Annotated in this window: 11 protein-coding genes and 4 pseudogenes; 2 read left to right on the top strand and 13 right to left on the bottom strand. The window is 65.7% G+C overall.

What is annotated here, in order from left to right:
* Window positions 1-304: 304 nt before the first annotated feature.
* Window positions 305-754: an FKBP-type peptidyl-prolyl cis-trans isomerase gene (locus KV205_RS36655; protein ID WP_374214775.1), complete on the bottom strand. Its 450-nt coding sequence runs from the start codon at window positions 752-754 to the stop codon at window positions 305-307.
* Between the two features lie 209 nt (window positions 755-963).
* The gene (locus tag KV205_RS35245; protein WP_265869112.1) at window positions 964-1,587 is read right to left on the bottom strand and encodes a hypothetical protein; all 624 of its coding nucleotides are present in this window, start codon (window positions 1,585-1,587) and stop codon (window positions 964-966) included.
* A gap of 340 nt (window positions 1,588-1,927) precedes the next feature.
* On the opposite strand from KV205_RS35245, the pseudogene KV205_RS35240 reads away from it, so the two are divergent.
* Window positions 1,928-2,481 (top strand): annotated as a pseudogene (locus tag KV205_RS35240) (transposase); the annotation flags it as partial.
* 57 nt (window positions 2,482-2,538) lie between these two features.
* On the opposite strand, the pseudogene KV205_RS35235 reads toward KV205_RS35240, so the two are convergent.
* Window positions 2,539-3,231 (bottom strand): annotated as a pseudogene (locus tag KV205_RS35235) (IS5 family transposase); the annotation flags it as partial.
* Between the two features lie 614 nt (window positions 3,232-3,845).
* On the opposite strand from KV205_RS35235, the gene KV205_RS35230 reads away from it, so the two are divergent.
* Window positions 3,846-5,312 carry a DUF2079 domain-containing protein gene (locus KV205_RS35230; protein WP_265869111.1) on the top strand — a complete coding sequence of 489 codons (1,467 nt, stop codon included), beginning with the start codon at window positions 3,846-3,848 and terminating at the stop codon, window positions 5,310-5,312.
* A 29-nt stretch (window positions 5,313-5,341) separates the two neighbouring features.
* Here KV205_RS35230 and KV205_RS35225 read toward each other — a convergent pair.
* From KV205_RS35225 to KV205_RS35185, 10 genes and pseudogenes are all read right to left on the bottom strand, one after another.
* Window positions 5,342-5,773: pseudogene (locus tag KV205_RS35225) on the bottom strand (transposase); the annotation flags it as partial.
* Window positions 5,764-6,512 (bottom strand): annotated as a pseudogene (locus KV205_RS35220) (DUF6192 family protein); the annotation flags it as partial. The pseudogenes KV205_RS35220 and KV205_RS35225, both read right to left, overlap by 10 nt.
* Window positions 6,513-7,720: 1,208 nt before the next feature.
* Entirely contained in the window at window positions 7,721-9,280 is a 1,560-nt protein-coding gene (locus KV205_RS35215; RefSeq protein ID WP_265869110.1) for a transglycosylase domain-containing protein, read from the bottom strand.
* Between the two features lie 333 nt (window positions 9,281-9,613).
* Window positions 9,614-10,261 carry a hypothetical protein gene (locus KV205_RS35210; RefSeq protein ID WP_265869109.1) on the bottom strand — a complete coding sequence of 216 codons (648 nt, stop codon included), beginning with the start codon at window positions 10,259-10,261 and terminating at the stop codon, window positions 9,614-9,616.
* Window positions 10,227-10,775: a SigE family RNA polymerase sigma factor gene (locus tag KV205_RS35205; protein WP_265869107.1), complete on the bottom strand. Its 549-nt coding sequence runs from the start codon at window positions 10,773-10,775 to the stop codon at window positions 10,227-10,229. Before KV205_RS35205 ends, KV205_RS35210 begins: the two co-directional genes overlap by 35 nt.
* A 121-nt stretch (window positions 10,776-10,896) precedes the next feature.
* Window positions 10,897-11,682 carry a hypothetical protein gene (locus tag KV205_RS35200; protein ID WP_265869105.1) on the bottom strand — a complete coding sequence of 262 codons (786 nt, stop codon included), beginning with the start codon at window positions 11,680-11,682 and terminating at the stop codon, window positions 10,897-10,899.
* A 137-nt stretch (window positions 11,683-11,819) separates the two neighbouring features.
* Window positions 11,820-12,497 carry a hypothetical protein gene (locus KV205_RS35195; RefSeq protein WP_265869103.1) on the bottom strand — a complete coding sequence of 226 codons (678 nt, stop codon included), beginning with the start codon at window positions 12,495-12,497 and terminating at the stop codon, window positions 11,820-11,822.
* 822 nt (window positions 12,498-13,319) lie between these two features.
* Entirely contained in the window at window positions 13,320-13,529 is a 210-nt protein-coding gene (locus KV205_RS36650; protein ID WP_374214774.1) for a sigma factor-like helix-turn-helix DNA-binding protein, read from the bottom strand.
* A gap of 24 nt (window positions 13,530-13,553) precedes the next feature.
* The gene (locus KV205_RS36645) at window positions 13,554-13,859 is read right to left on the bottom strand and encodes a hypothetical protein (RefSeq protein WP_374214773.1); all 306 of its coding nucleotides are present in this window, start codon (window positions 13,857-13,859) and stop codon (window positions 13,554-13,556) included.
* A gap of 120 nt (window positions 13,860-13,979) precedes the next feature.
* Window positions 13,980-14,339: a hypothetical protein gene (locus tag KV205_RS35185; RefSeq protein ID WP_265869101.1), complete on the bottom strand. Its 360-nt coding sequence runs from the start codon at window positions 14,337-14,339 to the stop codon at window positions 13,980-13,982.
* Window positions 14,340-14,634 lie beyond the last annotated feature (295 nt).

The following is a 14,634-nucleotide window of genomic DNA, read 5'->3' as shown; positions in this document are numbered from 1 at the left end:
GGCTCCTCCGGGGCGGGAATCTTCAGGGGTTCGCACACGGTGATGATGTGGTGGGTGCGGCGACGGTAATGTCCTGCATGCGGCTCGGCAGGGCCGACGGGCAACGAGTGTGTGCGGCAAGTCGAGTGCGCAAGGGAAGGTCACCAACCAGGCCCCCTAGCAGACGAGTTGAAACGTGAGACATCTCGTTCAACAGTCCGAGGCCTCCCCCTGTTACGCCCGGCGCCTGCCACCCGATCGGTGACCACTCTGAAGAAGCTCAATCAGCACCCAATAGCCGGGCCTGCCGAAGGAGGCGGCTGGATCAGTGTCGCGGCGTGAGAGTGGGAGCAGCAGACGAGGGCGCCTTGGCGGGCGCAGACTGAACTTTAATCACATCCAGAACGAAGACGATGCTGTCCTTCGGCGATACCCCCGCCTGCCGGAGACGCTGCAGACCATAAGCCTGGCCCGGAGGCAGGACAGCCAGGATCCGATCACCCTCACGACGACCCTTGAACGCCGCATCCAGCCCCGGAAGAAGCTCCCCCGCGCCAGCCTTGAAGATCTGCGGGCCGGACCCCGACCGAGAATCCAAGACAGTCTTGCCCGTATTCCACGACTGCGCCAGATAATCAACAGTAACCGTGTCGCCCTCATGAATCCGCCGGCCGCTCCCGCTCCTCAGAACCGAGACCACGAAACTAGACGCAGGCTTATTCGACGGAACTACCACCTTCGGCTTCTTCCCCCACGCACCACGCACCGAAGGCATCACCGCCGCCGACGCCACAGGAGTCGGCAGTGCAGCAGAAGAAGGCGACACCGGAGATACCCCCGCAGGCTTACGAACAGCCGGTCGGCCACCGTGATCGCTGCAGCCAGTGACCCCGGCCAGCGTCACAGTGAACGCGACCGCACCGAAAACCGCAGCACGACCCCGGCAACGCAACCAATTCGCGATAGAGATCATCCCACACCCTTCTAGACGCTGGTACCCTGCCAGACCACCCCCTGCCCCTCCATGAGTAACTCCAGCTCATTTACGGGAGCTGTAGATGGCTGCTGGTGTGCTGTCTGGTCCTGGTGTGGTGTCGGCGTAGGTGCGCCAACGGCGGCAGAGGTGGGCGCGGTGTTGATATGGCGGCGGCGCCAGGTGGACCACCACAGCAGGTGGTCGTGGTCTCGTTGGGGCGGTGGAAGGACCAGGGCCCGTAGCAGGCGGAGGAGTTCGTGGCTGCTGAGGGGGACGAGGTCGGCCTCGGCGGGGTCGTTCCGGCCGGTCCGGGCGGCACGTTCGAGTGCCGGCGGTGACGGCCAGGAAGCGTAGGCGACCAGGGCGATCACGCTCCAGAAGTGCCAGGAGTTCCAGCAGGTGACCTGGCCTTTGTCGAAGTGGCAGATCTCCTTGGCGTCCTGGAAGTCGTCCTCCACCCGCCGCCTGTGGCACACCAGTGATACCAGTGGCGTCAGTGTCACCGGTCCGGGGGTGAAGCAGCGGTAGTAGGACACAGTGCGGGTGTAGCGGTGCCGGCGGACCAGCAGCACGGACGTCCCCGCGTCGCGGTCGTGGCCGTCGGGGGTGTCGTCGGCGGTGGCCTCGATCATCGCCCAGTCGTGGTCGCGTAGGCTCTTCTGCCCCGTACCGGTCCGCATCCGTTGCCAGGCCCGCTGCGGCAGCCAGGCGGCGGCCTTGACGCTCGGGACTGTCCTGAAGTTTGCGTATGCCCCAGTGTGACCTGTCTGGCATGAGATGTGGTCTCTGCCGGGAAGGATCACGGATGGGCAGTAAGGACGCGCGTCCCCGCGAAGGTTCGAACATCGTACGTACGGGGCCGAGTTGGCGAGACTGACCGAGCTGGACCGGGAACTGGCCGAGCAGCTGGTCAACCGGGCCCGCAGCGAGGGTCTCAACCTGGCCGGGGAGGACGGCCTGCTCAAAGGGCTGGTGAAGCTGGTCCTGGAAGGCGCTCTCGAAGCGGAGATGACCGAGCACTTCGGCTATGAGAAGGGCGACAAGGCCGGGGCTGGGTCGGGCAACTCCCGAAACGGCACGTCCCGCAAGCGCGTGCTGACCGATGTCGGCGCGGTGGAGATCGACGTTCCCCGAGACTGGGCCGGGACGTTCGTGCCGCAGATGGTGCCGAAGCACCAGCGACGGGTGGAGGGCTTCGACGAGGCGATCCTCTCCCTCTACGCCAAGGGCCTGACCACCGGCGAGATCCAGGCCCATCTCGCCGAGATCTACGACTTCGACGTCTCCCGTGACCTGATCTCCCGCGCGATCGACAAGATCACCGAGGAACTCGACACCTGCGCCAGCGACCACTCGACCGCGTCTACGCAGTCGTGATGATCGACGCGGTCCTCCTGAAGATCCGCGACGGGGCCGTCGCCAACCGCCCCGTCTACATCGCCGTCGGGATCAACCTCGAAGGCGAGCGTGACGTCCTGGGCATGTGGGTAGGCTCCGGCGGCGAAGGCGCCAAGACCTGGATGGCCTGGCTCGCGGAGCTGAAGAACCGCGGCGTCGAGGACGTCCTGATCGCCTGCTGCGACGGTTCGCTCGACGGCCCACCGTTTCGGGATCGGGGTGAAACCCCTGGTCCCGGGGGTGCGGGCGGTGATCTCCATGTCGATGCCGAGGGTGGCTGCGTGCTCGACGAGGTGCTGGCGGTAGCCTACGTCGACCCAGACCTTGCGGATGCCAGGGTGGTGGGCGGCGACCTGGTCCAAGAGCCGAGTGCCGGCAATGGAGTCCTGCACGCTGGCCGCGGTGACCAGCACCGCGAGGAGAAGGCCGAGCGTGTCGGTGACGATGCTCCGCTTCCTGCCGACGATTTTCTTGCCCGCGTCGATGCCCTGGCTGGAGGCGTGAACGCTGGTGGAGGTCTTGACGCTCTGGGCGTCGATCACGCAGGCCGAGGGCTCGGCGTCCCGTCCTTCCCTCTCCCGCAGCAATTGTCTGAGCAGGCCGTTGAGCTGGGCGAACACGCCCTCGTCCGCCCACTTGGCGAAGTATCCGTAGACGGTGTTCCAGTGCGGGAAGTCATGCGGGAGATAGCGCCACTGGACGCCGGTGCGGTCCACATACAAGATCGCGTCCATGATGTCGCGCAGGTCGTGCTCGGGCGGCCGGCCGAAGTCCAGGGCCCTGCCGCGGCGCTCGAAGCGCCAGGCCGAGAGCACCGGCTCGATCAACTCCCAGCGGGCATCGGACAGATCACTCGGATACGGACGTCGCTTCGCCATGCTTCCGGCGTACCGCCGCAGACCGAGTGCGCCCAGGCGCGCAGCCGCGGCGAGGGAAGCACACAGGCCGCGAAGGACGGGCGTTCTGGGGTGAGACAGGAACAAGCCGCATCCCGCCCCACCGGCCACCCCATCCGACCCAGAGACCGCGACTGCAGCTGTGATCCCTTCCGCACCTCAATCCCGCACTCTGAAAATCACTCGATACGCGGGCAGTACAGGCGAAAACGACCTCTCAGTGCTTGTTTTCAATCTGGGGGCCAAAGCGCGATCAGGTCGGGCACATGGTGACACCTGGCGTACCTCGACGGGTCCACCGGCAGGAGGGGGCAGTTTGCATTCTCGCTAAGCAATCAGGTGGCGGATCCTGTGTCACGTTGAGCGGGTTTTCCTCGTATTGCGGATGTCAAGGGCGGCCGGATGAGATCCTCCTTAATTTTCCCTCGGGCGCGGTGTTGCGAAAATCAAATTGAGTACTACTTGCTCACGACGATTCGCATTGAATGTAATTAGCTGGCGAGAGACGTGTGACTTCTCGCTGGTAGGACTCAAGGGCGGAACGACCTTTCGGGTGTGCTGCATGAGATTGCCGGCACATACCGGAAGGCGACTCAATGCAGGTCTTTTCCCCGGCTCTGGCCACCACCAAGAGGCTGGTGAAGCTGCTTTCTCCGGAGCGACGGGAAATTTCAGCTCCTGTGTCTCATGGCACTCTCTTGGCCTGGGGAATAGCGGCGCTTTGTTTCGGCCTGTACGCGGCTCTGTCTTTGTCTCGGCATCAACTCATGCTGACCACCGGATACGATTTGGGGATATTCGAACAGGCTGTGCGCTCCTACGCGCACGGTGATCTCCCGGTAGCAGAGCTTAAGGGTCATGATTACCCTTTGCTGGGTGATCATTTTTCTCCCATTACTGCCACCATCGCGCCCTTCTATCGGGTATGGCCGTCACCGGTCACCCTGCTTCTGGTCCAGGCATTTCTGCTTGCCCTGACTGTCGTCCCGCTGACTCGGTGGGCACACCGAGTGGCGGGATCTGCGGGTGCTCTGGTCATTGGGCTTGGCTACGGCGTTTCCTGGGGGATCGCCCAGACCGTCGGCTTCGACTTTCACGAGGTGTGTTTCGCGGTGCCATTGATCGCGTTCTCAGTCGAAGCTCTCGGTAATGAGCGCTGGCGGGCGGCTGTGGCATGGGGCCTTCCTCTGCTGCTGGTCAAGGAGGACCTCGGCCTGACGGTAGCTGCCATCGGCGCCTACATCGCCTACCGCGGAACCCGCCGACTGGGCATCATCACGGCCGTCACCGGTCTGGCGGGAACTGCGGTGGAAATGCTGGTCGTCATACCTGCATTCAACCCTGACGGAGTATTCGCCTACTTCGACAAAGTGTCAGACAGTTCAGACGCTGGAGCGCTGGATCTGTTCATGCGCTATACCCTTGGTCTGGTCACCCCGGAAACGAAGTTGCTCACGCTTCTGATGCTGCTGGCTCCGACAGCCTTCTTTGCCCTTCGGTCACCTCTGATATTCATCGCCGTTCCCACGCTTGCATGGCGTTTCGCTTCCAATAACGAGGCCTACTGGGGAACACGCTTCCATTACAGTGCCGTTCTGATGCCCATCATTTTTGGCGCTTTCATCCACGCTCTTACTTCGATCCACCGGGAGCGCTCGGCCAAAAACCGGGAAAGCGCCGTGCGCCGCTCTCTGATCGTGAGTGCGGCTTTCACAGTGGTCATGCTGCCGCTCTTTCCGTTCGCGCAGCTCGCGGAAGGTGCGACCTGGGAACCGGGCCCGCGCGTTGCGGTTGCGCATCATGTTCTCGACTTGGTTCCCGACGGAGCGACCGTCGCGGCTTCTAACCGGCTCGTTCCTCAGCTCACTAATCGCTGCACGGTCATGGTCCTCGGGCTGCCTCAAAATCAAGAGAATCCTGAATGGGTCGTCGCTGACACTCGAGACCCTCAAGGATGGCCCATCAGCCGGGAACAGGAAGCCGGAGAAGTAGAGAGATTCCGCGAGAAGGGATACAAAACCGTAAAGGAAGAAGCCGGGTACGTTCTTCTGCAACGCATGTGAGTCGCTCACGTGGCCTGCATGACCGCGATCGCCGGGCTGGGCTTGCGTGCGGTCCAGTTACTCGGTCGGCGGGTGAGGCGCCTGGTCATGAGGGTGATTGCAGCCCAGGTGATGAGGGTTTCGGAGTGCTGGACGAGGCGTTCGTAGTCCCGCGCGTGCCGGCGGGCGTTCATCATCCAGGCCAGGGTCCGCTCGACGACCCAGCGGCGGGGCAGGATGACGAATCCGGATGTGCCCTTCGGCCGGCTGACGGTCTTGATCGTCAGGTTCAGGTGCTTCTTTGCCCAGGTCACGAGCTTGCCCGCGTAGGCGCGGTCGGCCCAGACGATGGTGATCTCGGGGTGCATGAGGCGGAGGCGGAACAGGACTTCCTTCGCGGCGGCGGAGTCGTGGAGGTCGGCCGAGGTGACCATGACCATCAGCGGGAGGCCGCGGGTGTCCACGACCAGCGCGGCCTCCCGGGGCTGGCCGCCGCGAAGTGCTCGCGGGCTTGCCGGGACCGCTCGGCCTGGGCATGGTTGACCTGAAAGCGGGCGGTGTCGTCGCTCATGGCCTTGAACGCGACGTCGGGCCGACGCAGCAGACTGGCCGCGGCGGTCGCCGCGACGGTCTCGTCCCGGGTGAACTCCTCCACCACCCGGACCTTGTTCTCCGGGGAGACTTTCGCCGCGACGGTCGGACGCTTCAGGAAGTCGGTGGTCACCACCGCGGCGACGTCCTCGTCCCGGGCCAGGTGATGAATCGCGGTGATCTTCTCCTGCGGACTCTCCGGGTTCTCGACCTGCCAGCCGACCCGCCGCTTGGCCTCGTCCGGCGTCCACCGCTTCTTGCCCGCCGGCGGGGTCAGGATCGTGGCGAACCGCTCCTGTTCGTTCTCGATCTGGGCCAGGATCCGGTGGGCCGTGAACGAGACGCCCGCCTGACGATGTTCCTTGGGCCAGCGCGAGGCGGTCCATCTGGCGTTCTTGACCGTGCTGAACGTCAGGCCGATGTCCTCGGCCAGACGCACCAAAGACTCCCTGACCGTCCACTCGGCATCCGCGATGCCGCCGCGGGGCCTGACCGGTTCATCTCCAGGGCGCGGTCCCCGATCGTGAACTGCCCCTGTGTCTGCTGCTCGACGACCTGCCGCAGCTCGGCCACGATCTGCTCGTAGCGGGACTGGCTGACGTTTCCGACCTTCTCGGTCTCCTCGGACATGGCTTTCACCACCCAAGTGCGGGCCGGGGCACGGCACTTCACACCGCGACAGGACAGGGCCCGCTTCCAGAACCGAGAGTCAGACCAAAAATCCGAAGATCGCAACGAACGACCGCAAATGACTGGTCCATGTTCGAAAAGGGGCAATCGAAGCGTTCGCCTCACGGTCACTGTGACCGTGTCCCGAACGTTTCCTTCCGCCCCCGCCAGGCCCTCACCTTGCACCGCTTCGAGCAGTACACCGCCCGCACGCTCCGCTCGACCCCGGCCGTCCACGTCGCGCCGCAGACCGGACACGACCTCCGGCCGGCCTCGTCCCTGACCGCCGCCAGGCGCTGCCTCAGCCGCCGCCGCACCCGCCACTGCCTCGAACGACACGCGGTCGAGCAGAACACCGCGTGCGGCCGGGCGTCCGGCCTAAGCCGTTCACCACAGCCCTCGCAGACCCGTTCCCTGGCCCGGTCGACGTCCTCGGACACCGGCCCAGAGTAGAGCCCAGCGTACGCGCCGACCGGGGATCAGAAACAGCTAGTCACTCGAGGCGCGATGTAAGTGACCGTTCCGCTGTCGTTGTGTGCGTGAGCGACGGAAACGTCGAGGATGAGATATGACTGTCCTGAGATTTCGATCTTCTTCGTCTCTCCGCCGGGGCCGCTGTAGCTTCCGTCCGGTGATGCGGTTGTTGTAACTGCACCGGGGAGAGGGCCGTCACTGAAGTCGAGGACGAGGCGGTCGAAGTCGGAGTGGCTCCCTGCACGGGCGTCCAGGACGCAGATGGGCGTGCAAGTGGAGTCGGTTCCGGCGGCATGTGCCGATGTTCCGGCCGTGGCCATCCCTGTCAACAAGGTAGCTACCAGCAGTGTTCCGGCTCGGAATTGCAGACGTCGGGAGGTCAAAGCGAAATCCTTTCCCATTCAGGTGCGCAAGTGGTGCGAGTTTTCGGCAATCGCGACTTTCGATCTTCTCCTGTCAGGACTGTGGCTGGCGGAGCGCGTACATTGCTAAATGCCTGTGGATGCATGCGTTTCTCCTGCACTGCGTGTTTTCCAGTTACTGGGGCCGCCCGCGCAAGACAGGCGTAAAGGTGTCGATTTTGGATGGGCGCAGCCGGTGAGCACTTGTGCATGTTCGAGGGCGATCGGAACTTCTGCATGGGGTGACGACTCGGCGATCACGGCCCAGCGGGCGGCGGACGCGGTCGGGGGCGTTCAACCGGTGGGGCTTTGTACCGTTGTTCGGAGGGCGCTGGCCCAGAGGTCGGCAGTCGTTTCGGCTGCGAATGTGGTGGGCGGTTGGGGGCCGACGAGATCTGCGAGGGGTGCAGGAGCTGCAGGCTTGGTGGCAGTCGCCGGACATTCTGCGAACAGGGCGGCGGTCAGTGTGAGGCGGGAGTCGGAGCGGGTGGACCAGGCGGTCCGGTGGCCGGCGGCGCCGGTGTGCGAAGTCGTGGGGCTGCCAGCGGTGGTGCTGTGCAGCGTCCGGGTAATGTCGTGCGCCGTGGAGGGCGTCATCGCGAGGTGGGTCTCGGGCCGCGCGGTGTAGAGGGTGCGGCCGTTGCGGGTGATTTTGGCGATGGTGTAGGGGGTGGCGTAGCGGCCGTTCGCGGCCAGCGCGGCGTATGCGGCGGATACCTGGACGGTTGTGGGGGCGGTGTCGTCGCGGATGCGGTCGAGCGGTTGGCCGAGGCGTTTTCCGGTGAAGGGTTCGAGGGTGGTGCCTGCTTCGATGGCGCCGTGGAGGGCGTCGTTGAACGGCTGGCGAGCGTAGTCTGCGCCTCCGTAGAGGAGGCGGATCGCACCGTCGCCGGGCACTACTGCAGTGATGGCGGTGTGCAGTTGTGCGGTGGTGGCGTGGCTGCTGCCGATAGCAGGCTTGGTGCGTGTCCGGACGGTTTCTGCGGCGGCGTCTTGCAGGGTGAGGTCGAAGGTGGTGTGGATCGTGTAGCCGCCGCGGGCCAACTGTTCCTGGGTGATGCCGAGTTGTTTGGTGGCTTCGGCGGCTGCGGCATCGATGAGGTACTGGCGCTGACCTTCGGTGTGGCCTGGCGGGTAGAAGCGGAACGCGGGAAAGGCGGCCTGGGCCCGCTGTTGCCGGGTGATGACAGCGCTGTCGGCCATGGCGTCGAGGACCCAGGCCCAGCGGCGCTGCAGGGTGCTGGTGACTTTGGGGTCTGATCCAGCCTTCTCGTAGTAGGAAGGGAGGTTGATGACGGCGGCGAGCGCAGCGTCCTGTTCGATGGTGAGGTCATGGGCGTTGACGCCGAAGTAGTTGCGGGCGGCGGCTTGGATACCTGCGGCGCCGCGGCCGAAGTACACCGTGTTCAGGTATCCCTCGAGAATCGTTTCCTTGGAACGGGTGCGGTCGAGTTTGACGGCGATCAGTGCTTCCTTGGCCTTGCGGGACATGGATTGTTCCGGGGTGAGCAGGGCGTTCTTGATGTACTGCTGGGTGATGGTGGAGCCACCCTGCCTGGCCCCGCCGGTGACTGCGGCGAGTACGGCGCGGGCGATCGCGGTCGGGGCGATGCCGGAGTCGGTGCGAAAGGACCGGTTCTCCGCGGCGATCACCGCCTCCTGCACGTGTCGCGGCACCTGGGACAGGGGAACGTCCTGGCGGTCCATCGGGCCGCGCCGTCCGAGGTAGTCGCCGTGGACATCGACGAACACGGTGCTCTGGACCACCGCCTCCGGGTGCGGAGCGGGTATGTCGGTCAGCGAGTAGGCCACCACTGCTGCACTGCTCAGGCCCAGGACAAAGGTCAGCGTCATGGCGGCCAGTCGTCGCAGCCACCGCATAGGGCGGCTGCGAGCACGCTGGGAACGACGGGCGCCGCGATGGCGGGCGCGCCCGTTTCGCGGCTGTGGCAGGAACCGGGAGGATCTCTTGGTCTGCGGCCGCGCGGGTGAAGTGATGGAGTGTTGTGACACGGGAGTTCTCAGGCAGGGACTCGGTGATCAGGAAGGAGCCGGGTAACTGTCGGCGTCACCGCACGGTTCACGTGCGGGAACCGGAAGGCTGCGACTGCTGTGGCGGCGGCTCCGTGAGGGCGTGCCCTTGGGAGGCGAGCTGTTGAGAGGGTGAGCGCCAGACCCGCGGGGCTCCTACGAGAGGACTGTCTGGGCGATGGTCTGGCCGGAGGCATCGCGAACGGTAATGCTATGGATCAAGGCCTTCCCGTCCCACACGACGGCCTTGTCGAGGAGTGGGACCGTGACGTACCAGGCACCCCAGTCGGACGGGCCGGCCAGGCGCACCACGCTGCCCGTCACGGTGCCTTCGTCGGTCACGATACGAACGGTGGCCGCGTCGCCCCGGCCGCGGTAGAGACCGAACAGCATGGCGCTGCCGTTCACGGCCTCGGCGTGCGGAACGATACCCGCCGTGCCGGAGTCGAGGTCGGCGATGCTGCGGAACTGGTTGGTCTGGGCTTGGGTGGACCAGTGCAGGCCGTCCCTGGTCAGCCACAGTTCCCTCTGCGTCATGACCTCGACCCGCTCCCCAGGCGCAACGATCCGCGCTGTGTGGACCGTGGCCGTGGCGGCTGGCCCGGGGGCGAAGAAGCCGTACGAGGTGGCAGCGACCGGGGCCAGCAGCAGTCCTGCGGCAGCGACCCGTCGCGCGATGCGGCGGCGTCTGAATGCCCGGCCTGCTTTCTCGATGGCTGTCATCGGGACGAGAGGGGGCGTGATGCCGAGGGTGGCGGTGGCGAACAGCTCACGCAGCTCGGTGTCGCGCCGGGGCGTCATCATGTACTCCGAGAAAAGAAAGTCCCGCGAGGGCAGGATGCATGCGCAGGACCGCGAGGCCGCGCCGTATGTGGGTCTTGACCGTGCCGATCGAGCAGTTCATCGCCGCGGCGATCTCGACGTCGCTGAGGTCGTCGAAGTAGCGCAGCACCATCGCCGTGCGCTGGCGTGCCGACAGCGCGGCAAGCGCCTGGACGACTGAGGCGCGGTGCTCGATGGAGTCCGCGTGCCCGCTGTGGGCGCGTTGCTCGGTCTCGGGCAGGAAGGGCGTCAGCAGATGGGATACGCGCTTCTTGCGGATGCGGCTGATGTTGTTGTTGATCAATGCCTTGCGCACGTACACATCGATGTCGCTGGCGGGGATACGCCGCCATCGGGCGTAGACCTTGACCAGCGTAGTCTGCACGAGATCCTCGGCTTCGTGGAAGTCGCCTGTGAGTATGTGAGCGGTACGTACCAGGCGCGGCCAGGCTGCGGCGGCGAACTCCGCGAAGTCGCCTGGGCTCTCGTGCGTCATAGCGGACAGTTCCTTCAGAGGTAAGAGGTTGTGGTACCTGGTCGGGCTGCTGCTCGTGATGTGATCGCACCGACCAGCAGAAGGCCGGCTGCAAGTCACCGGCTCGCGCTGCTTGTATGGGTCAGCGCCAGAAGGTGTCGTGGCTGAGGCGCTCGTTGTCGGCGTTGTACTGGTCGACAGCGGCGATGGTCTGGCCCTTGCCCAGAGGGATGGCGAAGGCGCCGTAGCCAGTGCCCGGAACCGTGTTCACCTCGGCCTTAAGACGCCGGCCGTCCTTCAGGGTGATCTCCGCACGAGTGACGCCCTGCGCGTGGCTGCCGACAGACACACGACCGACAAAGATGCGGGTGCCGGACAAGCCCTTGTCACTGACGCCATGGAGCCCGGCACCATCCAAGTGGCTGGCGTCATGGGCGCCGGACACAAGGTCGCAGCCCGACCAGTCACCGCCCTGATGGTCCACCCGAACACCGCCGATCACGATCCGCTGACACAGCAGGCTGCTCCCCGCTGTCTCCTGCACGGGAAAGCCCGCCTTGGCCGGGACTTCGTACCCCTTCGGCACCACCGGATAGAACTCCAGCGTGACCGACCACGCCTTCCCGTCCACCACGCCCGAGCCGACCACCTCCGACACCTTCGCAGCTTCCAGAGACTGCGGAGGGGCTGCCACCTGGTTCTTCGTCACTGTTGATCCGGCGAGGTGGATGATCGGCACCGTCAGGCCTACTGCCAGAACCGCACCGACCGCTGAGAGGGCGGCCCGGCTTCGGGCGCGTCGCACACGGCCCTCCTGGATGATCTCCTTCAGCGGCACGGGCGAGGGACGCTGCTGGTGAGCCGTCTGCGCCATGGCGCGGCGCAGCTCGTCCTCGACATCATCTGGTTCGCTGTACGGCAAGGTCATGGTTTTTTTCTCCGGAAGACGTAGGGGGAGAGTGCAGCCGGCCGCTGATTTCCGCGTAGCGCGGTGAGCGGTTGACTCCTGGGAGGAGTAGCAGTGCGGTGACCGGCTGGTTCCCCAGCCGGTCACCGCTGTATGGGTCAGCGCCAGAAGGTGTCGTGGCTGAGGCGCTCGTTGTCGGCGTTGTACTGGTCGACAGCGGCGATGGTCTGGCCCTTGCCCAGAGGGATGGCGAAGGCGCCGTAGCCAGTGCCCGGAACCGTGTTCACCTCGGCCTTAAGACGCCGGCCGTCCTTCAGGGTGATCTCCGCACGAGTGACGCCCTGCGCGTGGCTGCCGACAGACACACGACCGACAAAGATGCGGGTGCCGGACAAGCCCTTGTCACTGACGCCATGGAGCCCGGCACCATCCAAGTGGCTGGCGTCATGGGCGCCGGACACAAGGTCGCAGCCCGACCAGTCACCGCCCTGATGGTCCACCCGAACACCGCCGATCACGATCCGCTGACACAGCAGGCTGCTCCCCGCTGTCTCCTGCACGGGAAAGCCCGCCTTGGCCGGGACTTCGTACCCCTTCGGCACCACCGGATAGAACTCCAGCGTGACCGACCACGCCTTCCCGTCCACCACGCCCGAGCCGACCACCTCCGACACCTTCGCAGCCGGCTTGGCCGCGGAGGCCGTGACGGTGGGCGGCGTCGACGCCGCCGAGGCAGGGACCTTCACTGTGTCGGCGAAGGCTTGCGCCATCGTCGGCACAGCGACCAGCGCGGCTGCGGTCGCCGTAGCTGCCACATACTTCTTGATTCGTGCCATGGACACGCAACTCCTCATGGATTCGAGTGAACAGGGTGGAGGGCGCCTCTCCACCCTGTACAACCCCGTCCGTTGCGGTTCCGGATGACACAAGATCTAAGAAATCTCTTGGCGTCATCCCGCACTCGAGCCGCAGGCAATATGGGGAAGGTGGTGGATACCTCGAGACGGGTAGGGGTCGACACCCGCTGAGCGTCGCGGTGGTGGTCTTGGGGCCGGGGCGCCGGAAGGTGGCCGGCCCCAAGCCAGCGCTCCTGACCAGCGAGCGGATCACGCACCCAGCCCCCTGCCGTATGCAAGGCCGGTGCCGATACGAGGATTAGGCGGGCCGGGACTGCTGTGTCTCCCCGGGGCTGCCTCGTGGTGTCGGTCCTGGGTCAAGGGCTCTTGAGACGCGGTTCTCGGTGGCCTCCACCGCTTGCGAATGGCCGAACAGTATGAGGCTGCCGTTCACGGTCTCGGCCCGGAGGACGAGATGCGCTGGCCGGTTGTGTGGGTGGTCGTGCTGCGGAACTGGTTCTCCTTGACCGGGGTGGACCAGTGCATGCCGTCACGTGTCAGCGACAGTTCCATCTGCGCCGCCGCCCTGGCCCGCTCGCCCGGCGTGAGGATCCGCGCGGTGCTGATCGCGGGTGTGGTGGCCGCCGGTACAGTCGGCTCGGGTGTGAAGGCGAGTGCGGTGAGGATGAGCGGAGTGAGCAGCAGTCCGCGGGCGGTAGCCCGTCCCGTGGTGCGACGACGCCAGTGTTTCCGAGCCTCCCTCGTGATGGCCTCGAGCGGGAGGTGTGAGGGGGCGTGCCGCTGGCAACGTCGGCGAACAGTTCACGCAGCTCTGTGTCGCGCCGGGGTGTCATCGTGTGCTCCGGGAAGGGAGATTTCCGCAAGTGCAGGGTGGGTGCGCAGCGCGGCGTGGCCGCGGCGCGCGTGGGTCTTGACTGTGCCGAGCGAGAAGTTCATAACGGTGGCGAGCTCGGGACCGCTCAGGTCATCGAAGTAACGCAGCACCATCACGGACCGCTGGCGTGCGGACATTGCCTGGGTGAGGGCGATGCGGTGTTAGACGACTTCCGTGTGTCCGCCATGGGCGCGGTGCTCGGCCTCGGGCAGGAACGGCGTCAGGAGGTGAGCGACGCGCCTCTTGCGTGTACGGCTGAGGCTGTTGTTGATCAATGCCTTGCGTACGCAGACGTCGACGTCGTCGGCGGGGATGCGCCGCCAAGGCGCGTAGACCTTGACCAACGTGGTCTGCACCAGATCCTCGGCCTCGCGGAAGTCGCCGGTGAGCATCTGAGCGGTACGGACCAGGCGAGGCCAGGCCGCAGCAGCGAACTCGGCGAAGTCGCCTGGGCTCTCGTGCGTCATGGTCGGGCGGTTCCTTCGCGGATGCGGGTTGTGCTGGTGATCGTTCTACCGCTCGTGGGTGCGACTCTTTCGGCGGGAGCAGGTCGGCGGAGTTGTGGCTGATCGTCGCTAGTGTGCGAGTCAGGGCCAGTAGGTGTCATTACTCAAACGCTGGTTGTCAGCGTTGCACTGGTCGACGGAGGTGATCATCTGGCCTTCACCGACCGGGATTCCCGCCCCCGGGATGCCGACGAAGACACGGACCCCCGACAAACCCGTGTCACGAAGAGCCTCATACCCGGCGCCCCCCGCGACACGGGCGTCATGGGCACCGGCCACGGCCTGGCAACCCAACCAGGGACCACCCTGATCGTCCACCCGGACACCGCCGATCACCGTCCGCTGACACAGCCGGCTCTTGCCTGACGTCTCCTGCCCGAATCCCTCCTTGGGCGGGGCGACGCAGTCCGCCGGCAGCACCGGATAAAACTCCAGCACCACTGACCAGGCCTTACATCCATCGTCCCGGACCCCACCACCTGCGACACCACTGCGGCCGGCTCAAACGCAGACGCCATCGAAGACACGCTGGAACGCGCGGCGGCCTGGCCATCCGTCCTTGCAGGCTCGGCGAGGTGGATGACCGGCACCATCAGGCCTACGGCTAGGGCCGCGCCGGCCGCTGGCATTGCGGTTCGGCGCCGGGCGCGTCGTACCCGGGGGTCTGTCAATCGAACGGTGTAACGAGGGTGTTCGGGGTTACTGACGGGCTGCGGAGAGCCGGCCGTCGAAGGTG

This window comes from Streptomyces sp. SKN60 (genome assembly GCF_026236535.1).
Lineage (GTDB): Bacteria > Actinomycetota > Actinomycetes > Streptomycetales > Streptomycetaceae > Streptomyces.
This window is presented reverse-complemented; position numbering and strand designations above follow the sequence as displayed.